Genomic DNA, 25,162 nt, shown 5'->3' with positions numbered 1-25,162 from the left:
CGGGACCCGCGTGCTGCGGATCCCGCCCTGCAGACGGAAGGATGGATTGCCTAGCCGGGATAGCGGCCGGTGCGGGCCATTTCCTGCAGGTTGGCGATGCGCTCTTCCATGGGAGGATGCGTGCTGAACATGCGGCGCATGGTGTCTCCCGAGAGCGGCGACACGATGAACATGTTTTCCGTGGCCGGATTGGCCTGCATGGCGATGTGCCTGCTGTAGGCGTCGAGATTGTTCAGGGCTCCGGCGAGGGCCAGCGGATCGCCGCAGTATTCGGCGCCCGCGGCGTCGGCCATGTATTCGCGGCGGCGGGAAATGGCCATCTGAATGAGGGTGGCGGCCAGAGGGCCGAGAATCATCATGGCGATGGCGGCCAGCGGATTGCTGTTGCCGTCTTCGTCGCGCGAACCGCCGAAGATCATGGAGAACTGCAGCATGTTGGCGATGGCCGTGATGGCGGAACCGAGCACGCCGGCCACGGTCTGGATGAGAATGTCGCGATGGGCGATGTGGGCCATTTCATGGGCGAGCACGCCGCGGAGCTGTTCCGGCGGCAGCAGGCGCATGATGCCGTCCGTCACGGCGATGACGCCGTGTTCCGGATCGCGGCCCGTGGCGAAGGCGTTGGGGGCCTCCTGCGGAACGATGAACAGCCGGGGCTTGGGCACGCCCGCGCGTCCGGCGAGCTCTTCCACTATCTGATGCACCATGGGCGCGTCTTCCGGGGAAAGTTCCTGCGCCCGGTACATGGAAAGCACGATTTTGTCGGAGAACCAGAAGCTTCCGATGTTCATGATGACGGCGAGCACGAGGGCGATGACGATGCCCTGTCTGCCGCCGAGGGCGCTGCCCATGACGATGAGCACGGCGGAAAGGCCGGCCATGAGCAGTAAGGTCTTGAGTTGGCTGGTCATAGTTTCTCCTGATGTTGTGGTCGCAAGGCCATGGGGAAAGGATAACCATGCTTCGACGCCCTGCCAAGGGCGGAATGCTTGCAAATTGTTGCAGCGGGGCCCGTCTCTCCGGGCTCCGGGGCTGCCGCAAAGGCGATCCGGGGAAGGAGCGTCCGGCCCGGGCGCAGAAATCCGCCACGGCAGGGCATGGCGCGGTCGCGGGGCGCGTCTGCGGAAGATGCTCAGTCGGCGTCGAAGGGCATGGCGGTCACCTTGCCCCGGCAGAAGACCAGACTTTCCTTCCAGCCTTCGGCCGCGGCGCAGCGGGCCAGCTCGTCGAAGTTCCAAGCCACCTGTTCGGTGGCGTGGCTGTCCGACGCGAAGGTGACGGGAAGGCCGAGCTCACGGGCGAGACGGCGGATCTTCGGGCCGGGGTAGATTTCCTGACAGGGCTTGCGCAGACCGGCGGAGGAAATTTCCATGGCCATGCCCGCGTCGCGCACGGCCGTGAGCGCGTCGCCCACAAGATCCATGCTTGCGGGCATCTCCAGCCAGCGGCGGAAGTCCTCCACGGAGAATATCTTGATGAGGTCGGGATGCGCCACGATGTTGAAGAGCCTTGTTTCGGCCATGGCCTTCATGGTGCGGTAGTACTTCTCGTAAAGGGCGCAGCGCTCTTCGAAGGAGAGCGGCGCCCAGTCGGAGGCGGCGGAGTCGAAGCCCCAGTGATCGAGAAAATGAATGCCGCCGATGAGGTAGTCGTAGTGATGTTCCGAGGTCATGGCGCGCAGGTAGGGCACTTCGTTTTCCAGCCAGTCCACCTCAAGGCCGAGCAGCACGGTGACGCCTCTGGGGGCCTGTTCTTCCTTCAGGGCCGACACTTCGGCCAGATAGTCGTTGAAGGTGGCGGCGAGATGATCGCGGTATTCCGAGGGATAGTCGTATCCCGCAGGCCGCGGGGAATGTTCGGAAAAACCCTGAACGACAAGGCCCCTGGCCTGTCCGGCGTCGAACATCTGCCGGACGCTGTCGCGCGCGTGGGAATGATTGGTGTGGGTGTGAAGATCGACTCGTATCATGGCGTTTTCCTGACGAAACAAAGGTTGAACGGGGGAGAGCATAGCCCATGTGCCCGCCGCCCGCAACGAGAACCGGCGGGGAATTTGGGAAAAGTCCGGCAAAAGCGGCGAGTTGGAGCGGCAGCGGGCCGGGGACGGGGCAAAAGCAGTCGCGCGTCTTTTTTTGCCGCGCCGTGCCGGATGCCGGGCTTGCAGGCGGGGCGGCAGGCAGCCCCGGTGCAGGGAGGGGAGGGGGAGAAGCGCTCGGCCTCGGCGGGGAGGCAAAACGGGCGCGGTCGCCCGGTACCCTCCAGAATGCGCGCAGCCGGGCGGCCGATGCATCTTTTGCGCCCCCGTTTTTCAACGGCAGCGGACGAGCGAAAGGGAACGCCGTTTCCCCTCGGGACTCTTGCGCAAACAGCCGCTTGGGGATATGGTAAACAGGCATTGTTCGCCCGCAGGGCATTCCTCAGCACAGGAGAGCGTCATGGACTTCCTTTTCTTCTTCGTCGGCATCATTGCGGTGATCTGCGCCCTTACCTATATCAAGAAAACGTCTCCCAACAGACATCATTGATCGATGGAAAAACGGCGGAAGAGGCCGTGCCTGTTCCGCTTCCTTTCCGCGTTCCGGCAGAACGGCGGTTCCGCCGTCTTGTGTGACGTCCGCGCTCAAGAGCGTCGGGCGTTTTTCTTTTCGTTTTTCGGCGCGTTGTGAGCGCGCCCGGGCCCACGGAAGCATCCATGCTGCACATTGTTCTGTATCATCCTGAAATTCCGCCGAACACCGGCAACATCGCCAGACTGTGCGCAGGCACGGGCACGCGTCTTCATCTCATAGAGCCGCTCGGCTTCTCCATCGACGACAGGCATCTGCGCCGCGCCGGGCTCGACTACTGGCCTCATGTGGATGTGACCGCGTGGCCTTCGCTGGACGCCTATCTTCGCGCCGACGGCGCAGGCCGCAGACTGGTGGCCACGAGCGCCAGACGCGGCGAAGGCGTGCATCGCTTCGCGTTTTCCGACAGGGACAGTCTGCTTTTCGGGCCGGAATCCTCCGGACTTCCCGCCGACGTGCAGGCCGCGGCGCAGGAACACGTGCGCATTCCCATCCGAAACTGCATCCGCAGCCTCAATCTGTCCACCTCGGCGGGCATCGTGCTCTACATGGCGCTCGCCTCGCTCGACGGCCTCGATAACTGGCCCGCGCAGTGAAAGCGCGCCGCCGCGGCTACTTCTGCGGCTGCGGCGGCAGGCACACGGCTTTCATCTGACGCAGATATTCCTCGTTCCTGGCCAGATAGAAGGACAGCGGCGCGGCAAAGTTGCGGCCCACCAGACCGTCCACCAGAAGCTGACTCACTTCCTTTTCCAGCATGAGAATCTGCTGCATGCGCAGCAGCACCTGCCGTTCGCTGTCGGAAAAGCGCCGCAGCATGATGTCGAGCGCATAGTTGGCCCGGGGCTGATAGAACCAGAAGTACATGAGATCGAGAGCGTTGATGATCATGTCGAGCCACAGCTGCGGATCGACGGCCTTCACGGTGCGGGGCAGCGTTTCGGGGCGTCCGAGCAGGGCCATGACGTTCTTCTCGGGGAAGAGTTCCTCAAGCCTGCCGTAGAGCGCGAGCGATTCGTGCAGACGGCTGCGGTAGTCGGCCATGCGCCGGCGTATGTTGCGGCCTCTGTCCACAATGCCGTCCACCACGCCGATGACCGTGTCCGACGCGAGCTTGACCACGAACACTGCGGCGGCCGCCAGCGTTTCCGGGCTGCCGCCGGCAAGGGTGATCATGAGCATGAGCGCCGCGTGGAAGAGCAGCGCAAGCGGGAGTGAAAGCAGAATGCAGAAAATATCCGAAAGAATGCTTTTGCTTGAAAAGCCCCGCAGCAGATGGGTGGCCACCTTGTACGCGCCGCAGCCTGCCATGAGTATGGAATAGGTGAGCAGGGGGGAGTTTACGGCGTTGACGCCCATGCCCTGTTCGAGAATACGGCAGCGCAGAATGGGTTCGAGCAGCACCACGGAAAGCCCGTTGTACATGAGGGACACGTACAGGCTCGACCAGCTTACGTAGCTTTTCCAGTGCAGCACGGAGGAGCGGTGCAGACCGCCGCTGCCGAGCACGGCCTGCAGAATGTTGCGCAGCCCGGAAATGAGGAACCAGAGCGGCGCGCCGATCCAGGCGAGCAGGCCCGTCTGCGTGAACAGGAAGGACAAAAATGCGGGAATGAATCCCACCACCACGCAGAGCGCGTTGGAGAAGCCGGTGTTGAGGTAGTGGCTCTTTTCCAGCAGACTTTCGCTGCGGGGTTTGGCGGGCATGAAGCCGTTGGTCATGTTCGCGTCCGTGCCGCCGAGAGTGATGATGTTGCCCCGCGTGGAGCTCACGTCGGCGGTGGCGATGGAGCAGTCGCCGTGATTGCAGACCACGGTGTTTTCCGAAACGGGCGTCCATTCAGTGTGGCTGTCCTGCCGGAAATGGCGGAAACCCGGAATGCGCCGCAGCAGGCATTCCAGACGCGAGGATTCTTCGCCCGGGGCGTCGGAACTGTAGGTGACCTGTTCGAGCAGCTCGGTGCGCAGCGGCAGCAGAAGATGCGCGGAGCGGCGCGGATCGTTCAGTTCTCTGCGGGCGCGCAGGGGCAGGGTTTCGGGATAGGCGAGGCCCATGCCGTAGCGGTGACCGGGGCGGCTCGTGGAATCGGTGCCCATGGTGGCGCGCAGCTTGGCCGTCTGATAGTAGCCGCAGAGCACGGGAATGTTCTGAAGAATGATGCGCAGCTTGCGCACGCGTGGAGACTTCGGCGCGTCGGCGGAGTGCAGAGTGGCGCTGCCGCGCGGCGTGCTGAATCCTTCCTGTTCGGAAACCTCGGGCAGGGCTCCGGCGTCCCGGAGCATGCCGATGATGATCTGCTTGAGCCGCGGCACGCTGCCTTCGTTGATGGCGCGCTGCAGCTCGTTGATGGACTGCAGATGCTCCAGATCGCCGTTCTGCCAGTCCTTGAGATTGAAGAGCTCCAGGTGCGTGATGCGACCCTGGCAGTCCCAGAGCAGATTGAGCACGTCTTCGGCGGAGAGCCGCGCCAGATTCAGGGTGATGCGGCAGCCGCTCTTGAGATCGCACAGCCGCGTGAGCAGGTGCAGCGGCGTCTGATTGAGCAGCTCCGGGCAGTCGGCGGATTCGCAGGCGTTCTGGAGCGCGGACGTTTCGGGAAAGAGTTCGGGATCGTTCAGTCTGGCAATCACGGTTTCGGTGGTGAACTTGTCCAGAATGTCGAGTTCGTGCATGAAGCCGAGGCTCTCTTCCGCGGAAACGTCGGGGGAGGCGAGCAGGTCGCGGATGTGCCGGGCGCGCTTCTCCAGCAGAGGAAAGAGCTTTTTATGAATGAATTCGGCAAGGTGCAGCAGCGACGCCTGACCGTGTCCCACAAAGAGCATGAATTCGTGCGCATCCAGCTCTTCGGGCGTTTCGTGGAGCATGGGCTCAAGGCGGAAGCGTTCGATGCGGTTCCAGTATTCGAGCAGGCGCAGAATGCGTTTTTCCAGCCAGCGCGTGGCGGCGCGGCCCTCGTTCATGAGCGTGGACATGGCCGGCGTGGAAAGAAAGGCGATGAAGTCTTCGTCGTTGGTGAAGCCGCGCGGTATCCAGATGAGATCGACCAGACGCCCGAGGTAGGGTGCGTGGAAGAGCAGCCCTATGCGCACGGTGATGCCCATGATGCGCGCGGCGCGGATGAGTTCGCTTGCGGCCTCGGGGGCAACGTAGTTGTAGTAGATGACGGTAAGGGAGCGTATGCCCTTGAGCCAGGCGTCCATGATGAGGTGCGTGGCGTTCTTGCGGCCCTTGGTGTTGGCGTCGTGAACATGGTTGTCGAACACGGCCTGGTTCCAGTCTTCGGGCATTTCCAGCATGAAGTAGCGGTGCAGGAGCCGGCGCACCACGGCGTGACGGCCGCTGGCCGCCTGACGGAAGTCGTGGGCGAGACGAAGCTGGGTTTCAAAATCGCCGTGGGAGCGCACGAGTTCCTTCATGAGCTGCACGAGCACGCGGCCCGTGTTGATGCGCAGAGAGGTACGCGCCATGACGAGCACTTCGTCGCGCAGGGCGGTGAGCGCTTCGATTCTGTCGTCGGCCCGGCCCTGGGAGAGGGTGTCGAGCAGCCGCAGCACGGCGGAGGCCATGCGCAGCTCCACGGGCACGGCGAGCTCCATGATGCCGGAAGGACTGAGCTGCGGCATGAGGCTGGGCAGGCCTTTCTGGCTTTTCGTCACGGTGCGGTTGATCATGGCGAGAAGCTGATAGTCCTGGGGATCGAAGCGGAGAGAGCGATGTGTCATGACGGTACCTGCGGCATAAAAAAATGGGTTTCCATAGTAGTACGACGGGCGTCGGGGCGCAAGCCGCAGGTCGGAGCGTCCGGCAAAAAGGCGGGAAAAATTGCAGTGCTCCGCTGTGAAACATGAGAGTTTTACAGAAGAAATCGGGGCGTTATACAGACCTGCTTGACAGATTTTTTCCCGGATGAGATATTAGGCCCCCTATGAGACGTGTACGGAAGACGACAGACGCTTTGAAGCGTGTCGCGCTTCCGTCGTTTTCCTCCGTTCCCGAGGTCCTCTGAAGAATGGACTTTCGGCTTGCCTTGCGCATCGGAGCCGCGCCCCGTTCCGGGAGTGATCGCGGCGGACAGAGGAAAAAAAGGGCGATTTCCGCTCCACGCAGCCAGGATCGCAGACGGATCGGCCGCGTGACTTCATCTCAACCCGGAGTCTGCATGACATCATCTTCCTACCGAAGTCTGATGGCAGTGTGCGGAGCGTGGCTGTTGTGCCTGTTCCTTGCCTTGCCGTCGGCTTATGGCCAGGATGCCTCTTTCCAGTCGGGCGTGGCCTCGTGGTACGGCCCCTGGCATCATGGAAAGTCAACCGCTACGGGTGAAGCCTTCGACATGTTCGCCATGACGGCGGCTCATCGCACGCTTCCCCTCGGCACACTGGTCAAAGTGGAACACAAGGCCACCGGCAAAAGCGTCATCGTGCGCATCAACGACCGCGGGCCTTATTCCAAAAACAGAATTATCGACTTGTCGTTTGCGGCCGCCGACAGTCTCGGCCTTTCCGAGACGGGCGTTTCTCGAGTGACCCTCCAGATCGTCGGAGACAGCGAGGGTCATCCGCTGCTGAGTTCTCAGGCCTTTTTCGTCAAGCTGGCGGAAACGCAGGTGTCTTCCGACGCCGTGGCGCAGCAGCTGCGCCGCCTTATCCGCCTGGGCCTGTACGACGCGGCCTCCCTGCTGCATACGCGCGACGGCCTGATGGCCATCGGCCCGTACGCGAGCTTCCAGGAATCGCAGGATGCGCTGGTGCGCGTGGCCACCACCCACCCCGGAGCCAGCATCATGCTTGCGGAGAAAAACTCCATGTCCCCGGCCGTTCAGGCCGTGGCCGAAAGGTAGCTTCGCCCCCGGAAAAGGCGAACCGACCTCGCGGCGCGTGAGAAACGCCGCCACACGATGCGCTTGCCCCCGAGCTTCAGGCCCGGGGGCTTTTTTTTGCCCTGCGGCCTGGCGGAGGCGTTTCGCGCGGCGGATTTTTGTGCGGACGCGGCGGAACGCGCTTGTTCCCCATGGGCATCCTTTTTGAAAAAGGCGGATGCCCGGCACGCTTGCGCGCGTGTCCTGCCGCGACGCGAGAACATTTTCGTGCCGCATAGCCCGTGGAAAAGCAAGGATTTTTTTGCCGGACGGCGGGCGGCTCCCGACGGGACGGACAGGTTATCATGAACGATATTAAATAGTAATGATAATCTTTACTATTTACAAAAATTGTCGACCGTGGCATGTTCTCCTCAAAGGCGTCATGGGAATTTTCTCACACGGCACCTCATGGTGCGCAACCAAGGAGCAAGCTTATGGCTGACAAGAACGACTGTCTGACTACCGGCAGCGGTGCGCCCGTAGCCGACAACAATCATGCGCTGACTGCCGGCCCCCGCGGTCCCATGCTGATGCAGGACGTCTGGTTTCAGGAGAAACTGGCCCACTTCGATCGGGAGGTCATTCCGGAGCGGCGCATGCACGCCAAGGGCTCCGGAGCCTACGGAACCTTTACGGTGACGCACGACGTCACGAAGTACACGAAGGCCTCGCTTTTTGCCGAGGTGGGCAAGAAAACGGAAGTGTTCGCGCGCTTTTCCACGGTGGCGGGCGAGCGCGGCGCGGCGGACGCGGAGCGCGACATCCGCGGCTTTGCCGTGAAGTTCTATACGGATCAGGGCAACTGGGACATGGTGGGCAACAACACGCCGGTGTTCTTCCTGCGCGATCCGCTCAAGTTCCCGGATCTCAATCACGTGGTCAAGCGCAATCCGCGCACCAACATGCACAGCGCCGCGGACAACTGGGACTTCTGGACACTGCTGCCCGAAGCGCTGCATCAGATCACCGTGGTCATGAGCGATCGCGGCATTCCGGCGTCGTACCGGCACATGCACGGTTTCGGCAGCCATACCTACAGCCTCATCAATGCCGAAAACAAGCGCTTCTGGGTCAAGTTCCACTTCAAGACGCAGCAGGGCATCAGGAACCTCACGGACGCCGAAGCCGAAGCGCTCATCGGCCGGGACAGGGACAGCCATCAGCGCGATTTGTACGAGCACATTGAAAAGGGCGATTTCCCCCGCTGGACGCTGTACTTCCAGGTCATGCCGGAAGAAGACGCCGAAAAGCTGCCCTATCATCCGTTCGATCTGACGAAGGTATGGTATCACAAGGATTGCCCGCTCATCGAAGTGGGCGTGCTGGAGCTGAACCGCAATCCTGAAAACTATTTTGCCGAGGTGGAGCAGGCGGCGTTCAATCCCGCGAATCTGGTGCCCGGCATCGGCGTTTCGCCGGACAAGATGCTTCAGGGACGGCTGTTCTCCTACGGCGACGCGCAGCGCTACCGTCTGGGCGTCAATCACAACATGATTCCGGTGAACAGGCCCCGCTGCCCCTATCACAGCTTCCACCGCGACGGCGCCATGCGCGTGGACGGCAATTACGGCAGTTACACGAGCTACGAGCCCAACAGCGCGGGGGCCTGGCGCGAGCAGCCGGAATTTGCGGAACCGCCGCTCAGGATCAGCGGCGACGCGGCCCGCTGGGACTATCCCTGCGACGACGCCGACTACTTCGAACAGCCCGGCAAACTGTTCCGTCTGATGTCGCCGGAACAGCAGGAAGCGCTGTTCGGCAACACGGCAAGGTCTCTGGGCGACGCGCCCAGGGAAGTCAAGCTGCGTCACATCCGCCACTGCTTCAAGGCTGATCCGGCGTACGGCATCGGCGTGGCCCGGGCCTGCGGCATTCCGGAAAGCGAAATTTAGTCAGCGGATATTCCGGCGTTTCCATCCTCCCGGGAAACGCCGGACATAAGGAAAGGCAGGCGCGCCGGAGCGGCATGCCTGCCTTTGTGTTTTTTTCGGCGCAGGGCATTTTGCAGGCTGCGCGCTTGCAGAAGCAAGGCGGGCGACCTGGGTGCGTCCGGGCAGGCGCAGAGGGGGGGACGTCCGCTGTGTCGCGGGGCGCTTCATTTAAATTCCGTGTGTCGAAGCGTTCGGCGCGGCGTTGCGAGGGACGCCGCGCGGCTTCATCTCTGCGAATTCAGGCGCTCGGGGTGATGTTCAGGCGGACAGGGGCCGAAGCGTCAGAAAAGTTCCCGCGCCAGCGCTTCGGCCGCGCGATGCGCGCTGCCGGGCCTGCCGCAGCGTTCGCGAAGCTCTTCCAGATCGTGCACGATGCCGTCCAGCTTTTCGGGGTGTTCGAGCCAGTCCGCCACGCGTCGCGCCATGGGTTCGGGGTCGGCGTCCTTTTCGATGTGCTCGGGAAACACGGTGCGGTTCATGATGAGGTTGGTCAGGCTGATCCACTTCACCTTGATGACGCGAAGGGCGATCTGATACGAGAGCGGGGATACCTTGTAGGCCACGAGCGTGGGCACGCCCGCAAGACCCGTTTCCAGCGTGGCCGTACCCGAGGCCGCAAGAATGCACTGAAACGAGCGCATGAGGCGGTAGCGGTCTGCGCCGTCGTGCATCACGAGGGGCGCGTCGCAGTGCCAGAGCGAGCGCAGATGCTCTTCGGAAAAGTTCGAGGAGCGTATGCAGTGAAATTCCAGATCGGGAAACTTTTTCGTGAGCAGCGCGGCCGCGCCCGCAAAGGCCGGCATGAGGGAATCCACTTCCTTGCGGCGGCTGCCGGGCATGAGCCCTATGCGGTGCGGAACGGGAGAGACGTCCTTGATGGACGCGTAATCCACAAGATCCACCAGCGGATTGCCCACATACTCGACGTCCATGCCGTGGGCGTGGTAGAAATCCACCTCAAAGGGCAGGATGGAGAAAATGCGGCGCACGTGTTCCTTCAGGAATTTCACGCGGCCCGTGCGCCACGCCCACACCTTGGGCGGAATAAAATAATAGACGGGAATGTTCAGGGCACGGGCTATCTTTGCCACACGGAAGTTGAATTCCGGCGCGTCGATGAGCAGCACGGCGTCCGGACGGATGCGTTCCATTTCCCGGCGGATGCGGCGCAGAAGTCCGAAGATGCGCGGCAGACTGGTCAGCACTTCCACAAGGCCCATGACGGAAAGCTCTTCCACGCGCAGCAGATTTTCCTGACCGGCGCGGGCCAGATTGTTGCCGCCCATGCCCACGACGCGCAGCGCGTCCTTCGGCGTGATTTCGCGCAGAGCGGCAAGCAGCGCGCCGCCCTGAAGGTCGCCGGAAATTTCACCGGCATTGATCCACAGTGTCTTCATGGGAAACCTCGCGATCTGTCCCGGCGAAGCGCTTCAGGGCAGGGTAGAAGGCGTTGATGAGCGCTCCGGCCGCCAGCGTGAACGCGAGGCGGAAGCCGAGCAGGCCCCACAGGCTGCCGCCCACGAGGGTGAGCAGCAGCGTGTCTTCGATGAGGGAGTGGGAAAGCCCGAGCAGGGAGATGGCGCAGAGCGCGTCCTGACGGGAAAGCGTGCCCTGCTGGGCGTTTTTGATGAGTATGCCGCTGCCGTAGAGCAGGCCCATGGTGAAGCCGATGACCACGATGGACACGGCCTTGGGGGAAACGCCGAGCAGGCGCAGCGCCGGGCCGAGCAGGCGGCCCATCCAGTCGGAAATGTGGAACACGTCGAGAAAGCGCTGCAGCAGCATGACGGCGCAGATGATGACGTACATTTCGGCCAGCGTTTTTACCTGCTGAATCAGCCAGTCGCTCCAGGATGTGGTGGCCCCGGCGGAAAGCAGGATGGCGGCCGGCTGCTGAAGCAGGCCGAAGCCGTCGAGAACAAGATGCAGCAGAAAGGCGGCGAGAATGCCCGAGCCGAGGCGCAGGAAAAACTGAAACGGCATGGACACGCCGCATTGCCCGGCGATGCGCACTTCGAGAATGAGGCTGTGCGCAATGAGCACCAGCACGCCGAACACCGTGGTCTGGGCGACGGTGAGCTCGGGAAGCTGCGGCGCAAGGGAAATGAGCACCATGAGGCCGGAATACATGCTCACCAGAATGCAGGAGATCCAGGCGAGACTCAGCTCCGCGGGCAGGCCGACGAGATCCATGACCGGACGCATGGGCAGCGAGATCCAGGGAATGAGACCGCTTTCTTCCAGAATCTTCACGAGCACGACGATGGGTATGAGAAAGCGGAAAATGCCGAGGGCGACTCTGTGACCGTCGCGCCAGCAGTCCGACAGGTGTTTCAGAAGAGCGTTCATGATGCCATCCGTGCGTGAGGGCGGGCCGGAAAGAAGAGGGCGGAGCGCCGTGGGAGAAGGGGGGGCGTTTTGTTCGGAACGCGCCGGGAGAGGCGGGAAGCGGCGGCGTTTTTGCGGACGCCTGCGGAAAGGCTTGCGTTCCTGCGCCGAAGAAAGAGGGTTGTCCGCCGGGGAAAGCGCGCTGCGGCGCGGCAAAGGGCGGGGGAAAAAGAGGTTTTTTGCGGAACGCATCCGCGGTTCGGGCGGGGGCATCGCTCCCGCCCGGAAGGCGTTTATTTTTCGCGGTCGAGATAGCCGTAGCGGGCGGACACGCCGTCGGTGCGGCTCACGATGCGGTCGGCCACTTCGTCCACGGTGTCGGGCGTGACGATGCCGAGATCGCGCACGAGATAGTATTCCATGGAGCCTTCGGAAAGGGCGAGAGTCCAGACCACGGCGTACACGGAGCCCACGCCGGGACGGGAGGGAAATTCCGCCGCCGTGGAAAGCAGAATGCGGAACTTGGCCTCGCGCGGAGGATTGGCGGGATTGGAGCTGTTGATTTTTTTCTGCAGGCTGTTGAAGAGGGCCACGCCGATGCTGTCGTCGCCTTCAAATTCCACAACGACGGGGGTGCGGCGCTCCGCCTTGCGGGGTGCGTCGTCGGCCGCAAAGGCGGCGGAGCTCACGCACAGGCAGGCGAGCAGGGCCGATGCGGCAAAAAAACGAAGAGCTTTCATGCAATCTCCCTCGGCTGAAGGTCAGCCGTGTGGGCGCGGCAGCGCCGCGCGATGTGAGCCGGGGGGCCGGCAAAAAGCGTTAGAAACCTTCTTCCAGCGGCGGCCAGATCAGGGCGAGTTCCGGCTGCGGAACCTGCGGACGGCTCGACGGCTCAAGGAGCACGCGGCGGCCGTCGAGGCGCAGACGGTCTTCGGCCAGCCACTGCAGCGCCTGCACGTAGATGCGGTGCTCGAACACGTGAATGCGATTGAGCAGCGCTTCGTCGTCTTCGTCCTGACGCACGGGAAGCGTGGCCTGAACGATGATGGGCCCGCCGTCCATGACGGGATCCACGATGTGCACGGTGCAGCCGCTGAACTTGGCGCCGTACTGCCAGGCGTCGCGCGCGCCGTGCGTGCCGGGGAAGGCGGGAAGCACGGCGGGGTGAATGTTCAGCACGCGGCCGGGAAAGGCGTCGAGAAACACGGGCGTGACGAGACGCATGTATCCGGCAAGGGCCACGGTGTCCACGCCGGCGGCGGTAAGTTCCTCCACCATGCGTCTGTCGAAGGTTTCGCGGTCGGGAAAGGTTTTGTGATCGAGGCACAGATGCGCGATGCCGTGCCGCTCGGCGCGGTCGAGCACCGGCGCGCCCGGGCGGTTCGCAATGATGATGCGGATGTCCGCATCGAGCCTGCCTGCCTCCACGGCGTCGATCATGGCCTGGGCGTTGGTTCCGCTGCCCGAGGCGAGAATGCCGAGCTTGAGGGTCATGCGCGCTCCTTGTGCGCAAAGGCCGCGCACACGGCGTCCACCATTGCGGGAATGGTGAAGGATTCCGACTGAATGTCGGGCTCAAGGCCCAGCGAACGCATGGTTTCCGCAGTCACGGGGCCGATGGCGGCAAAATGCACGCCCGGATGCTTCTTCAGCTCGTCGAGCGGAATGGAGGCAAGAAAATTGCGCACCGTGGAGGAGGAGCCGAAGGTCACGCAGTCGAGCGTGCCCGCTTCGAGCGCTTCCATGACCTTGTCGCGGTTTTCCTCGGAAGGCACGTTTTCGTAGGCGGCAATGACGTCCACGTCGGCTCCGGCTTCGCGCAGGGCGCGGGGCAGCACGTCGCGGGCTTCCCTGGCGCGGGGCAGCAGCACCTTCTGGCCCTTCATGCCGAGTTCGAGCATGGCCTGCGCCACGCCTTCCGCCACGTAGGAGGAGGGCACGAGGTCGGGGCGAATGCCCATTTCTTCCACGGCCTTCGCCGTGGCCGGGCCGATGGCGGCCACCTTCACGGAGCCGAGGGCGCGGGCGTCGAGCTTGAGCGCGGAGAGGCGCTGCCGGAAGAAGCGCACGCCGTTCACCGAGGTGAACACCACCCAGCCGTAGCGGGAAAGATGACTCACGGCTTCGTCGAGTTCGGCGTAGTCGGGCATGGGAACGATCTTGATGGTGGGGAACTGAATGACGCGCGCGCCCTTTTCCGCCAGAAGCGCGGCGCTGCCGCTGGCCTGCTCGCGCGCCCTCGTGACCACCACGGTGCGGCCGAAGAGGGGCTTTTTCTCGAACCAGTCGAGCTTGTCCTTGAGGCGCACCACGTCGCCCACCACGATGATGGAAGGATTGGTGAAGCCTTCGCGCACGGCGGCGTCCGGCAGATCGGCCAGGGTGGAGGCGAGGGAACGCTGCCTGTCGGTGGTGCCCCAGTACACCAGGGCCGCGGGAGTATTCCCGTCCATGCCGGACTCGATGAGCTTGGCCGCGATGTCGGGCAGATTCTTCATGCCCATGAGAAAGACCAGCGTGGAGGCGCTGCGGGCGAGAGCCTTCCAGTCGTGAACGGATCCGGGCTTGGTGGGATCTTCGTGACCGGTGATGATGGTGACGGAGGACGACCAGGCCCGGTGCGTGAGCGGAATGCCCGCGTAGGCCGGACCGGCAATGGAACTGGAAATGCCGGGAATTTCCTCAAAGGGAACGCCCGCGTCCACGAGTTCCTCGGCCTCTTCGCCGCCGCGTCCGAAGATGTAGGGATCGCCGCCCTTGAGGCGCGCAACAACCTTGCCCTCCTTCGCCTTGGCGATGAGCAGCTTGTTGATGTCGCCCTGTTTCATGGCGTGATTGCCGGCGATTTTGCCTACATAGATGAGTTCGGCATCGGGCCGGGCCAGGGCGAGGAGTTCCTCGCTGGAAAGATAGTCGTACACCACGACGTCCGCTTCAGAAAGCACCTTTCTGCCTTTGCAGGTGAGCAGGCCGGGATCGCCGGGGCCTGCGCCGATGAGATAAACGTACATCCGTCCTCCGGGTCTTGAATTCAGGCGCAGTGTACTTATTAATAGGATGGTGAGCAAGACTTTCCTCGGCGGGCCTCTCTGCGCGTTGTCACCTTGTGAAAGTTCTTGTGGGCGCAGACTTGTTTTTTTGCGCTTTGTGAGGTAATCTTCATCAGCTTTCCTCCGGTGCATCCTTGCGCCGGTCCGGCCGCCCCGGCAATAGCTCTCGCCGGGAAATATATGGAATAATTCCATATACTTTTATCCATGAAACGGTGATGCGGCGGGCGGTTTGGAAGCGTGGTGCGGAAATGTGGCCGGGGCAGATTGCCCCTGTCAGGATGCAAGTTGGCGGACAACGCGACAGGAGACAACCATGAGCATCTTTTTCTACTGTTTGGCCTATGTGGCGGTTATAGCCTTCGTGGCCGTGGCTCTGATGAGAATCATCGGCTATCTCAAGAAACCTCAGCATCTGCGCTGGGAACTGTATCCCGTGGCGCATGAAGACCCTGAAAAGGTCGAATACGGCGGCAGCTACCTTGAAAACACCGAATGGTGGAAGGACAAGTATCGCAGCTGCATGGTCGGCGCTCTCAAGGGCTTCCTCATCGAAGCTCTGTTCCTCAAGGCCGTGTGGGAACACAACCGCACTCTCTGGGTGCGCACGTATCCCTTCCACATCGGTCTGTACCTTCTCATCGGCGCCATGGGCATGACCATTCTGTCTGCCCTCGGCATGCTCGCCGGCGCCGACGGCTTCGTGACCTTCTGCACCGTGATCACCGTGATCTGCGACGTGTTCGGCTTTGCCGGCATCCTGTTCGGCTCCATCGGCCTCATTCAGCGCCGTCTGTGCGACAAGGGGCTGCGCAAGTACACCACCAACGAACACTTCTTCAACCTCGGTCTGTTCGGCGTGTACGGCCTGTTCGGCCTCATGCTGTGCCTCGGTCACGGCGTGTACGACTTCGCCCTCATGGGCAACAGCTTCATCTATGGCATGTTCACCTTCACTGCCATGGAACTGACTCCCCTCTACGTTCTCTATCTGCTGATCGGCTTCTTCATGTTCTTCTGGGTGCCCTACAGCTTCCTGGGCCACCTCTTCATGAAGTACTTCACCTGGCACGACATCCGCTGGGGCGATGCTCCCACCATCAACAATCCCAAGCTTCAGAAGCAGCTTGCCAACAACCTGAACCTGCCCGTCAGCTGGCGCGCCCCGCATGTTCAGGGCGACGGCAAGAAGACCTGGGCTGAGGTTGCCACTTCCAACCCCGAGAAGCAGGACTAAGGAGCTCCATACATGAAAACTTCGCAGGAACTTACCTTTAATGATCTGTCGAGGGAAGAAGGGCTGCTCACCACGGTTGATGTGAATACCCTTCGTCCCATGCCCGTGGACTACCAGACCTTCCCCTGGAAGGTCATCACCGACGAGCAGAAGAAGCAGTACTGCTGCCTGCTCGACGACATCAACGTTCTGCTCATTCCCGTGCCTCAGACCAAGGCCGAGGAAGAAGAGATCGTCAATCGCTTCCTCGACGGCGTGCGCAAGCTGTTCACTCCCGAGAACAACTGGACCTGCCTTGCCATGCTCGACACCACCATGGACTACTGCGCGCAGTGCAACTCCTGCTCCGAGGCCTGCCATCTGTACGAAATGTCCAACGAGCATGAAATGTATCGTCCGAACTTCCGCTCCGAGCTGTTCCGCCGCATCTACAAGCAGTATGTGAAGAAGGAACCCCTCGCCAAGTGGCGTTACGGCGACACCGAACTCAACTGGAAGACCGTGGTGCGTCTGGCCGAACTCTCCTACCGCTGCAACCTGTGCCGCCGCTGCGCTCAGGTTTGCCCCATCGGCGTGGACAACGGCCTCGTCGCCCGCGAACTGCGCAAGCTCTTCAGCCAGGAATTCGGCTGGAACCCCCGCGAACTGCATGAAAAGGGCACCAAGCTGCAGCTCGAAGTCGGTTCCTCCACCGGCATGAATCCCTCCGTGGTTCAGGAAACCGTGGAATTCATCGACGAAGACTACGTCGAAACCACGGAATACGAATTCAAGACCCCCTGGGACGTGCCGAACGCCGACATTCTGCTCATCCACAACGCCGGCGAAATGCTCGCCTGGCCCGACAACATCGCGGCCTTCTCCCTCATTTTTGAAGCCGCCGGTCTGTCCTGGACCCTGAGCTCCGAAATCGCCGGCTACGACTCCGTGAACTACGGCGTGTTCTACGACGACGTGCAGGCCGCCCGCGTGGCCATCAAGCACGCCGAAGCCGCCAAGAAGCTCGGCGTCAAGAAGATCGTGCTCGGCGAATGCGGTCACGCCCACAAGGCCCTCACCGTCATTGCCGACCGCATCCTGCCGCCCGACCTGAACATTCCCCGCGAAAGCTGCTTCCCGGTGCTGCGCGACATCGTGCTCGGCGGTCGCCTCAAGCTCGATCCCAGCCGCAACAACTTCCCCGTCACCCTGCACGACCCCTGCAACCTGGTTCGTCTCATGGGCGTGGTGAAGCCTCAGCGCGACGTTCTGCACGCCATCTGCCCGCAGTTCCGTGAAATGACGCCCCACGGCGTGGAAAACTACTGCTGCGGCGGCGGTTCCGGTTTCGCCATCATGACGCGCAACAACATCAACGAATGGCGCATGAACATCACCGGCCGTAAAAAGATGGAACAGATCTGCGGAGCCTTCAAGGACTGCCTCGGTCCTGAAGTCAAGAAGTACATCTGCGCTCCCTGCTCCAACTGCAAGGGCCAGATCCGCGAACTGCTCGAACAGAACAATCTGCTTGAGAAGAACGGCATGCAGTACGGCGGCCTTGTCGAACTCATCGTCAATGCCATGACCGACGTGAAGCCCGGCTTCATCAAGTGGGAAGAAGAATAAGAACAACGGCGGGAGGAAGAGCGATCTTCCTCCCCTGAGAACGACAGGACGGAGGCTCCGGCTTCCGTCCTGTTTTTTTATCCGCGGGGAAAACGTCAGTCGGGCAGGGGAGGCGTTCACTGACGGCAGCGAAGTTTCGGGGCCGGGCCGGGCGTCCGGCGGCTCCGGTGCGTCGCAGGACTGTTTTTCATGGAGATTCGTCCGGGGGAAGCAGAGGCGGCGGAAGACAGGGCGGCAGAGTCGGCGCGACGGGCGATCAGGCAGTGTGCGGATTTGTCGAAGCCGGACCGCATGCATGCGCGCGTTAATGACGCAGCGGAGCAACGGCTGGGGAACATCACATGCGGCATCATGACGGGAAAGCCGACGGAAAGGGCAGGGGGGAGCCCGGGCAGCGCTCGTCCGTCGGGCACATCCACCGGGGAGGCGGAAGCATTCGGAGACTGCCGGAGATGTTTGCTCCGGACTCCGCGCGGCTGGCATGACGGGGGGCTGGTTCCGCGCAGATTCACGGAGAATGTGTTGTCAGGAGGGCCCGATGTTCGTGCGGGCCGGGAGAGGGGAGCTCGGCAGCGCGCGGGAGTTCAACGAGGGGCATTGCCGCGACGCAGGAACAGTCGGGGCGGACAGTGGAACCGGAAAAAGGCGGACGCGACAGCGACGCTCCGTCGCGGGGAGCGCAAATCGTTTTGTTCCCGTCTGGACAAGGCGAAATAGCCAGAGTATAACTCTGCTCAATTTACCGGCGATCAATCTGCAACCTGCGCGCCGCGCCAAACGCGAGCCCGAGGAGGAATTATGGACTTTTTCTGGACGTGCTTCATGGTCGGGCTGGGCTGGTGCTTCGGCGGCGTTGTCGGCGGGGCCACGGGCATAGGCACCATCATGGTGGCCATGCCCCTCATGACGGCGGTGCTCTCGCCGGGCGACGCCGTGCTGGTTTCCTGCCTCACGGGGTTGTACGGCACGGTTCATCTTTCCTATTCCTACCGCAAGTCGTGCTGCTGGCGGGAGATTCGCGATCTTGTCATCGGCGCGGTGCCGGGCTGCTTTCTCGGCGCGCTGGTGCTGCGCGTGGCCTCCATGCAGACCCTTCAGCTCATGGTCTGCGCCATGCTCGCCTGCTTCATCGCCATGCAGTGCTTTCACAAGGCGGCCTCGTACCGCCTGCCGGATTCCACGATCATCGGCATTGCGGCCGGTCTCGTCTGCGGCTTCGTGAGCGGCTCCGTGGCTATGGTGGGGGCTCCGCTCGGCATTTACGTGCTCATGAAGCACTGGTCCGCCGACAGGGCGCGCGGCAACATGAGCGTGTTCTACGTGTTCACCAGCGTGGCTTCCGTGCTTTCGCAGGCCTTTGCCGGATTGTACACCGTGACGTTGTTTCAGGTGTCGCTCGCGGGCGTGGCGGGCTGTTTTCTGGGGCAGATTGCGGGCGTGCGCCTCGGCCGCCGCATCAATCAGCAGCTTTTTCAGCGCATCGTGCTGGGATTTCTGGCCCTTGCCGCGGTGATTCTTTTTGCCCGTGCCATGGGATGGTAATATTTCCGCGTTATGCTTTGCGCGAAAAGGCCCGTTCGGCTCTTCCCAGCGGCGCTTTTCGTGATTATGGTATTGGTGACTGTACCCGCTCCGTTTCGGGGCGGATGGTCGATAACTCAGCCCATAAGGAATGAACATGAACAAATGGAAAACTTTCGCCCTCTGCGCGGCCTGCCTCGCCACGCTCTCCTTCTCCATGCCTGACTATGCGGATGCCGCACGTCTCGGCGGCGGGCGAAGCTTCGGCAGTTCCTCCATCATGAGCCGGCCGGCCACGCCGCCTTCCGGCGCTTTCCGCGGAGGCTCCTCCTCGGTGCAGCGTCAGGCCCCCATGGCCAGCACGGCCAACGGCGGCGCCGCCACCATGGCCCGCAACAATACCGGTCTTCTCGGCGGCCTGTTCGGCGGCCTTCTTGCCGGCACGCTGCTGGGCTCCCTGTTCGGCGGTCACGGCATGGGCGGCGGCATGCTGGGCGGCGTGCTCAATCTGATTATTCTCGGCCTGCTTGTGTACTTCGGCGTGCGCATGTTCCGTCGCTTCCGCGGCGGTCAGGCTTCTTCCGACAGCAACGAACGTCAGGCCTACCGCTACGACGCTCCCCGCGACTACGAAGCGCCTCGTCAGGCCTCTCAGGGCGGCGCATGGGACAATCTGCGCTCCGAACAGCCGGTTCAGCAGGCTGCGGAAGCGCAGAACGACGTGGTTCTGCCCGCCGACTTCGATCAGGACGAATTCCTGCGCGGAGCCAAGGCGGCCTATACGCGCCTCCAGGCCTCGTGGGATCGCCGCGATCTTGACGACATCGCCAACTTCGCCACCGAAGACGTCATGCGCGAACTGCGCGAGCAGGCGAAGCAGGATCCGAATCCCGGCAAGACCGAAATTCTGCTGGTGAACGCTTCCGTCATCGAGGTGCGCGACGAGGGCGATCTGCGCCGCGTGGCCGTGTACTTCGACGTGCTCATGCGTGAAGATCAGCGCGCCGCCCGTCCCGAACAGGTGCGGGAAGTGTGGCACTTCGTGTGCTCCCGCGCCGAGGGCGACAGCTGGAAGCTCGACGGCATTCAGCAGCTTGCCTGAACTTGAAAAAAAACGGACGCCCCGCCTCCGGGCGTCCGTATCCGGCCGGTTCCTCCGTCGGGGGGAGCCGGTCTTTTTTTTGCGCTCTTTCGGCGCGGATGCGCGTTGTTGTGCCGAAAAGACGGCTCGCCGGGAGCGTTTTTGCCGCGGCGCTCCGGCGCAGAGGGCGCGCGATGTTCCCTTTCCGCGCCCGGGAGGACATGATTGTTGACCGCACGGGCAATCCGCGCCATCCACGGCGGGGAAAAGGCGTCCTTTCCGGCGTTATTATCAATGTTTTTGCGTGATTACTCATGCCGCTCACGGTTGCATCCGGTTTCTTATCATGCGCGTTCTGCTAGTCTGAGCCCTGTTCCGGGATGATCCGGAACAGGAAACATGGAGAGCGTGTCATGAAGAGAATGCTTTCGATTCTGGCTTTTCTGGTGCTGTCGATACCTTCGGCGGCCTGTGCGGAATGGGCTCTGGTGCGCGGATCGGGAAATGTCGGCGCTTTTGAGTCCACGGCCCGTCCCACGGTGGCGGTCAAGACCTCGCCCGACTTCTCGGCCGTGGCGCAGGGCAAAATGACGGTCATGCTTTCCACCGACCGCGAACTGCCCCGTTCCGAGCCGGGCGTGGTGTGGTACAGCCTGAGCGCGAAAAGCGGCGCGCAGCTTGCCGTGGCGCTCGCCGACGCGGGCTCGAAGTACTGGTATCCGGGCATCATGTCCACCAATCTGGAATTTCTGCCCGTGCTGTACTCCTGCGGCGGGGACAGACCCGAAACCGTCACCCAGCGGGTGTTCGTCCGCCCCGTGCAGCTTGATCCCTGGATGCCCGCCTTTGCCGAACGCGGCATGGGCTGGACGGCCGGCGTCATGGTCAGCCAGTACGAATGGATAGTGAACAACGGCGAGAGCAAGCTGCTCGTGGAGTACCGCGAACCGCTGGCCACCGAACGCTGCCCCATCGTGGAAGATGCCGAGCTCAAGGCCTTCGTGCAGCGCGCCGACACGGCCTTTTCGGCCAGATTCGGGGAAAACGGCGACATTTCTGCCGACATGGTGCGGCCCTACGCCTGGGGGGATTCCGGCGTATCGTCCAGACTGCTGAGCACGGTGCTCGGCTCTACCATGGATAATCCTTCGTAACGGCAGACCCGCGCGCCTGTCTTCGTTTCAGCGCGAGGCGGCATCTGCCGCCGCAGGGCATGGTCCCCGCTTTTCCGCTCTGCGGAGAAGATCCCTGCATGACAGGCGCACGGCCCCGGGCCGGACTCCGACGCGGCGTCGGAAGTCCGGCTTTTTTTGCGTCGTCCCCTTGACTTGCCGCCTCTTCGCCTTATGTGACTCTTGGGCCCGCATGCTGTCGGGCCCTTTCTTCAGCGATGACCGTACGGCGGCGTCTGCCGCGCGTTCGGAAACATATCAGGAGGCCATGTCATGGCGGAAACCACTCATCAGTTTCGCGCGGAAACGTGCAAGCTGCTCAATATTCTTACGCACTCTCTGTACACCAACCACGAAATCTTCCTTCGCGAGCTGCTCTCCAACGCTTCGGACGCCCTGGAAAAGGTGCGCTTTCTTCAGAGCACCGGCGGCGAGGTGCGCGATCCGGAACTGCCGCTGGAAATCACCATCACCACGGACAAGGATAATCACGTCATCACCGTTGCCGATACCGGCATAGGCATGACCGAACAGGAAATGATCGACAACCTGGGCACCATTGCGCGTTCCGGTTCCGAGCAGTTCCTGAAGGAGCGCGAGGCGGAAAAGGCCGCAGACAAGCCCGCCGAAGAAGCGAAGGCCGACGCTGAGAAGTCCGACGAGGACAAGGACGACGAGGACAAGCCCGCTGACGCCGAAGAGCCCATCGTGGAGCACGACGACAGCAAGCCCGACGACGCGGCTCAGATCATCGGTCGTTTCGGCATCGGCTTCTATTCGGTGTTCATGGTGGCGAGGAAGGTGGAAGTGACCTCCGTTTCCGCCACGGGCGACGGCACGCCGCACGTGTGGACTTCCGACGGCACGGGCAGCTTCACCATCCGCGCGCTGGAAGGCGCGGAGGCCGAAGGACTGAAGCGCGGCACCAGCATCAAGATCTACCTTCGCGACGACGCGCACGAGTACGAGGAAAAATATCGTCTTGAAGGCGTCATCCGCAAGCATTCCAACTTCCTGCCCTTCGCCATTCAGCTCGACGGCGAGCGCGTCAACACCACGGCGGCGCTGTGGCGCGAGCCCAAGTTCTCCATCACGAAGGAACAGTACAACGAGTTCTACAAGTTCCTCACCTTCGATCAGAAGGAACCGCTCGACGTCATTCACTTCTCGGTGGATGCGCCCGTGCAGTTCAGCTGCCTGCTGTACATTCCCGGCACGGCGGTGGACGTCTTCGACGAGCGCAAGGACGAATGGGGCCCCGATCTGTACGTTCGCCGCGTGCTCATCGACCGTCACAACAAGGAGCTTCTGCCCAACTATTTCGCGTTCATGAAGGGCGTGGTGGACACCGAAGATCTGCCGCTCAACATTTCCCGTGAAACGCTTCAGGAAAACGTGGTGCTGCGCAAGATAAGCCAGACCATCACCCGTCAGCTGCTCACGCATTTCGAGCGCATGGCCAAGAGCGATCCTGAAAAGTACGAGGCCATGTGGAAGCTGCACGGCAAGTACATCAAGTTCGGTTTCGACAGCTATCAGTACCGCGACCGCGTGGCTCCGCTGCTGCGCTACTACTCCACGGCGCAGGACGACAAGCTCACCAGCCTCGACGACTACATTTCCCGCATGAAGCCCGATCAGAAGGAAATCTGGTACGTGTCGGCTCCGTCCATCGAGGCGGCCAAGGTGAATCCTCATCTCGGCCAGTTCCGCCGCAAGGGACTCGAAGTGCTGTACCTCACCGATCCGGTGGACGAGTTCGCGCTGGACGCCATCATGGAATACCAGAAGCATCCGTTCAAGTCCGTGGAGCTGGTCGAAGCCGGCGCGCTGGACGCCTTCCCGGACGTGGAGAACGCCGAACCCAAGCCCGAGCCGCTTTCCGAGGAGGAAAAGCCGGAACTCGATGCGCTCATCAGCGCGGTGAAGACCATTCTCGGCGATCAGGTGAAGGACGTGCGCGCGGCCTCGCGGCCCATCGACGCGGCGGCTTGTCTCGTTTCGCCCGAGGGCGTAAGCTCTTCCATGGAAAAGCTCATGCGCGTCATGCAGAAGAGCGAAGGCATTCCGAAGAAGATTCTCGAACTCAATCCCGATCATGCTCTGGTGCGCTCGCTCATGCGCATCTGCAAGGAAGGCGCCGAGGACGAGACCTTCAAGGACATGGTGAACGCCCTGTTCGATTCCACGCTTCTGCTCGACGGCTACATGAACGAGCCCTTCGCCATGGCGGAACGCAGCATGCGTCTGCTTCGTCAGGCCGCGGGCTGGTATTCTGATCTGCGCAAGTAAACGCAAGGAGAGCGCCCATGTACTACGACCTCGTCATCCATGTGGACGACAACGATCCCGCCCGTCTCAATCTGGCCTTCAACAACGTGGCCAACTACAAGGCCGCGCTGCCCGGCGAAGACTTCCGTGTGGTCATGGTGGCCAACGGACCGGCGGTGCAGCTCTTTACCCGCGCCAACGCATCTCTTGCCGAACGCGGCGCGAAGCTCATGGCCGAAGGTCTTTCCATCAGGCTGTGCAACAACGCGCTGAAGTCGTTCAGCGTGGCCCGCGAAGACTTGTGGGAAGGCTGCGAAGTCGTGCCTGCTGGCGTGGTGGAAATCGTGAAGCTGCAGCGCGAGGGCTTTGCCCTGCTGCGTCCGTAGTTTTTTGGCAGACAACGGCGCGCAGAGATTCTGAAGAGAGTCTTTGCGCGCGGAACAAAGAGGCGGAACGCGTGAGTGTTCCGCCTCTTTTGCGTCTGCGAGCAGGCAGCGCTCTTTACGGAGAGAAAAACGCCGTTCGGAACAGAAAAAATTCCGGACGGCGTTTTTGGGTTAAAACAGGCGGCGCGCATCAGGGCTGAGCGCTTTGCAGGGAAAAGTGCGCGATGACGGACGAGGGCAGTTCGTGCAGCGGGGCAAGGTCGGAAGTCACGCGGCCCATGGGAATGACCTTCATGGTAAGATTCGGCCGCGAGGTCTGGGCGTAGAAGAGGGCCACGCTGTTGTTCTGCGGGCAGTAGGTGATGTCGCCGTCGTCAAAGCGCAGTCTTCCTTCTTCCGTCGTGGGGATTTCCCGGTCGAGGCCGCCGTAGTATTCACGGCCGCCGTACTGCACCATGGGTATCGAAAGCGGCAGTCGGCGCAGGAATTCCCCGGCGACGGGACTGTTGTCGAGCACGGCGGAAAGTTCGACGTCGTTGATGCGGATGACGATGTTCCACGCGGAGGAAGCGGCCACGCCGAGCTCCTGCAGCCATGACGCGAGTTTTGGTTCCGCGTCTCTGGCTTCGGAGCCGAGCATGTCGAATATGGGGAGCACTCGCGCCTTCGGACAGTATTCCTCCACCACGCGGGCGCTGCGTCCCGGGCCGTACCCGTCGTGCGTGCAGAAGGGAAGGATGGTTTTTCCTTCGAGAGGATGTTCGGAAAGGAAGGTTGCCATGGGCTGCGGAATGGAATTGCTCCAGATGGGAAAGCCGAGATAGATGGTGTCGTAGTCGTTCAGATTTGCCTGAAGGGGCAGAAGGGGAGGAAGATAGCCGGTGCTTCGCTCCTGCCTTGCCTGTTCCACCACGGCGTGAAAGTCGTCGGGATAGGGTTCGACGGTTTTTATTTCCGCCAGGGGCGCGCCGGTGAGACGGCTCAGGGCTTCGGCCGTCAGACGGGTGTTTCCCGAGAGCGAATAGAAGAGAATGAGGCTTCGGCCGGAGTCTGTCGAGGCGGGAGCGCCGGAACAGGGCGAGGCGAGAGTAAAGGTGAGCAGGGCTCCAAGCAGCGTGACGAGTATGTCCTTCATGCAGCGTGCTCCT

19 protein-coding genes are annotated in these 25,162 nt (G+C 62.2%); 10 read left to right on the top strand and 9 right to left on the bottom strand.

Annotated elements, in window-relative coordinates; genetic code table 11:
* Window positions 1–50: 50 nt before the first annotated feature.
* Both Q0K02_RS04380 and Q0K02_RS04375 read right to left on the bottom strand, forming a co-directional pair.
* A complete protein-coding gene (locus Q0K02_RS04380; RefSeq protein ID WP_294485416.1) occupies window positions 51–911 on the bottom strand; it encodes a zinc metalloprotease HtpX in 861 nt (286 codons plus the stop codon).
* Window positions 912–1,132: 221 nt separating this feature from the next.
* Window positions 1,133–1,969 (bottom strand): histidinol-phosphatase, encoded by an 837-nt coding sequence (locus tag Q0K02_RS04375; protein WP_294485414.1) that lies wholly within the window; start codon window positions 1,967–1,969, stop codon window positions 1,133–1,135.
* 726 nt (window positions 1,970–2,695) lie between these two features.
* Between Q0K02_RS04375 and Q0K02_RS04370 the strand changes: the two genes are divergently transcribed.
* Window positions 2,696–3,163 carry a tRNA (cytidine(34)-2'-O)-methyltransferase gene (locus Q0K02_RS04370; RefSeq protein WP_294485446.1) on the top strand — a complete coding sequence of 156 codons (468 nt, stop codon included), beginning with the start codon at window positions 2,696–2,698 and terminating at the stop codon, window positions 3,161–3,163.
* A gap of 16 nt (window positions 3,164–3,179) precedes the next feature.
* Here Q0K02_RS04370 and Q0K02_RS04365 read toward each other — a convergent pair whose 3' ends face one another.
* Window positions 3,180–6,290, bottom strand: coding sequence for a hypothetical protein (locus tag Q0K02_RS04365; RefSeq protein ID WP_294485412.1), 3,111 nt, complete (start codon window positions 6,288–6,290; stop codon window positions 3,180–3,182).
* Window positions 6,291–6,727: 437 nt separating this feature from the next.
* Here Q0K02_RS04365 and Q0K02_RS04360 point away from each other — a divergent pair, with 437 nt between their 5' ends.
* Both Q0K02_RS04360 and Q0K02_RS04355 read left to right on the top strand, forming a co-directional pair.
* The gene (locus tag Q0K02_RS04360; RefSeq protein ID WP_294485410.1) at window positions 6,728–7,408 is read left to right on the top strand and encodes a septal ring lytic transglycosylase RlpA family protein; all 681 of its coding nucleotides are present in this window, start codon (window positions 6,728–6,730) and stop codon (window positions 7,406–7,408) included.
* Window positions 7,409–7,863: 455 nt separating this feature from the next.
* The gene (locus Q0K02_RS04355; protein ID WP_294485409.1) at window positions 7,864–9,321 is read left to right on the top strand and encodes a catalase; all 1,458 of its coding nucleotides are present in this window, start codon (window positions 7,864–7,866) and stop codon (window positions 9,319–9,321) included.
* 320 nt (window positions 9,322–9,641) lie between these two features.
* Here Q0K02_RS04355 and lpxB read toward each other — a convergent pair whose 3' ends face one another.
* From lpxB to cobA, 5 genes are all read right to left on the bottom strand, one after another.
* The gene (gene lpxB, locus Q0K02_RS04350; RefSeq protein ID WP_294485407.1) at window positions 9,642–10,757 is read right to left on the bottom strand and encodes a lipid-A-disaccharide synthase; all 1,116 of its coding nucleotides are present in this window, start codon (window positions 10,755–10,757) and stop codon (window positions 9,642–9,644) included.
* Window positions 10,729–11,709, bottom strand: coding sequence for a nucleoside recognition domain-containing protein (locus Q0K02_RS04345; RefSeq protein ID WP_294485405.1), 981 nt, complete (start codon window positions 11,707–11,709; stop codon window positions 10,729–10,731). Before Q0K02_RS04345 ends, lpxB begins: the two co-directional genes overlap by 29 nt.
* A gap of 272 nt (window positions 11,710–11,981) precedes the next feature.
* Entirely contained in the window at window positions 11,982–12,428 is a 447-nt protein-coding gene (locus tag Q0K02_RS04340) for a hypothetical protein (protein ID WP_294485404.1), read from the bottom strand.
* A gap of 79 nt (window positions 12,429–12,507) precedes the next feature.
* Window positions 12,508–13,182, bottom strand: a complete 675-nt coding sequence (gene purN / locus Q0K02_RS04335) for a phosphoribosylglycinamide formyltransferase (protein ID WP_294485400.1) — start codon at window positions 13,180–13,182, stop codon at window positions 12,508–12,510.
* Entirely contained in the window at window positions 13,179–14,699 is a 1,521-nt protein-coding gene (cobA, locus tag Q0K02_RS04330) for a uroporphyrinogen-III C-methyltransferase (RefSeq protein WP_294485399.1), read from the bottom strand. The genes purN and cobA overlap by 4 nt, the downstream gene beginning before the upstream one ends.
* A 355-nt stretch (window positions 14,700–15,054) precedes the next feature.
* Between cobA and Q0K02_RS04325 the strand changes: the two genes are divergently transcribed.
* The 7 genes from Q0K02_RS04325 to Q0K02_RS04295 all read left to right on the top strand — a co-directional run bounded on the left by Q0K02_RS04325 (window position 15,055) and on the right by Q0K02_RS04295 (window position 24,014).
* A complete protein-coding gene (locus Q0K02_RS04325; protein WP_294485397.1) occupies window positions 15,055–15,975 on the top strand; it encodes a respiratory nitrate reductase subunit gamma in 921 nt (306 codons plus the stop codon).
* Window positions 15,976–15,987: 12 nt separating this feature from the next.
* Window positions 15,988–17,583: a (Fe-S)-binding protein gene (locus Q0K02_RS04320; RefSeq protein ID WP_294485395.1), complete on the top strand. Its 1,596-nt coding sequence runs from the start codon at window positions 15,988–15,990 to the stop codon at window positions 17,581–17,583.
* A 798-nt stretch (window positions 17,584–18,381) separates the two neighbouring features.
* Window positions 18,382–19,125: a sulfite exporter TauE/SafE family protein gene (locus Q0K02_RS04315; RefSeq protein ID WP_294485394.1), complete on the top strand. Its 744-nt coding sequence runs from the start codon at window positions 18,382–18,384 to the stop codon at window positions 19,123–19,125.
* A gap of 136 nt (window positions 19,126–19,261) precedes the next feature.
* On the top strand, window positions 19,262–20,206 hold the full coding sequence (locus Q0K02_RS04310; protein ID WP_294485391.1) for a TIM44-like domain-containing protein: 945 nt from the start codon (window positions 19,262–19,264) through the stop codon (window positions 20,204–20,206).
* A gap of 392 nt (window positions 20,207–20,598) precedes the next feature.
* Window positions 20,599–21,339, top strand: coding sequence for a DUF4851 domain-containing protein (locus Q0K02_RS04305; RefSeq protein ID WP_294485389.1), 741 nt, complete (start codon window positions 20,599–20,601; stop codon window positions 21,337–21,339).
* 291 nt (window positions 21,340–21,630) lie between these two features.
* On the top strand, window positions 21,631–23,649 hold the full coding sequence (gene htpG, locus Q0K02_RS04300; RefSeq protein WP_294485387.1) for a molecular chaperone HtpG: 2,019 nt from the start codon (window positions 21,631–21,633) through the stop codon (window positions 23,647–23,649).
* 17 nt (window positions 23,650–23,666) lie between these two features.
* On the top strand, window positions 23,667–24,014 hold the full coding sequence (locus Q0K02_RS04295) for a DsrE family protein (RefSeq protein ID WP_294485386.1): 348 nt from the start codon (window positions 23,667–23,669) through the stop codon (window positions 24,012–24,014).
* Between the two features lie 190 nt (window positions 24,015–24,204).
* On the opposite strand, the gene Q0K02_RS04290 is transcribed toward Q0K02_RS04295, so the two are convergent.
* On the bottom strand, window positions 24,205–25,149 hold the full coding sequence (locus Q0K02_RS04290; protein WP_294485385.1) for a cyclophilin-like fold protein: 945 nt from the start codon (window positions 25,147–25,149) through the stop codon (window positions 24,205–24,207).
* Between the last annotated feature and the right edge of the window lie 13 nt (window positions 25,150–25,162).

Source organism: uncultured Mailhella sp. (assembly GCF_944324995.1).
Lineage (GTDB): Bacteria > Desulfobacterota > Desulfovibrionia > Desulfovibrionales > Desulfovibrionaceae > Mailhella.
Note: the sequence above shows the minus strand (reverse complement) of the source record. Positions and strands in the feature narration are given on the sequence as shown.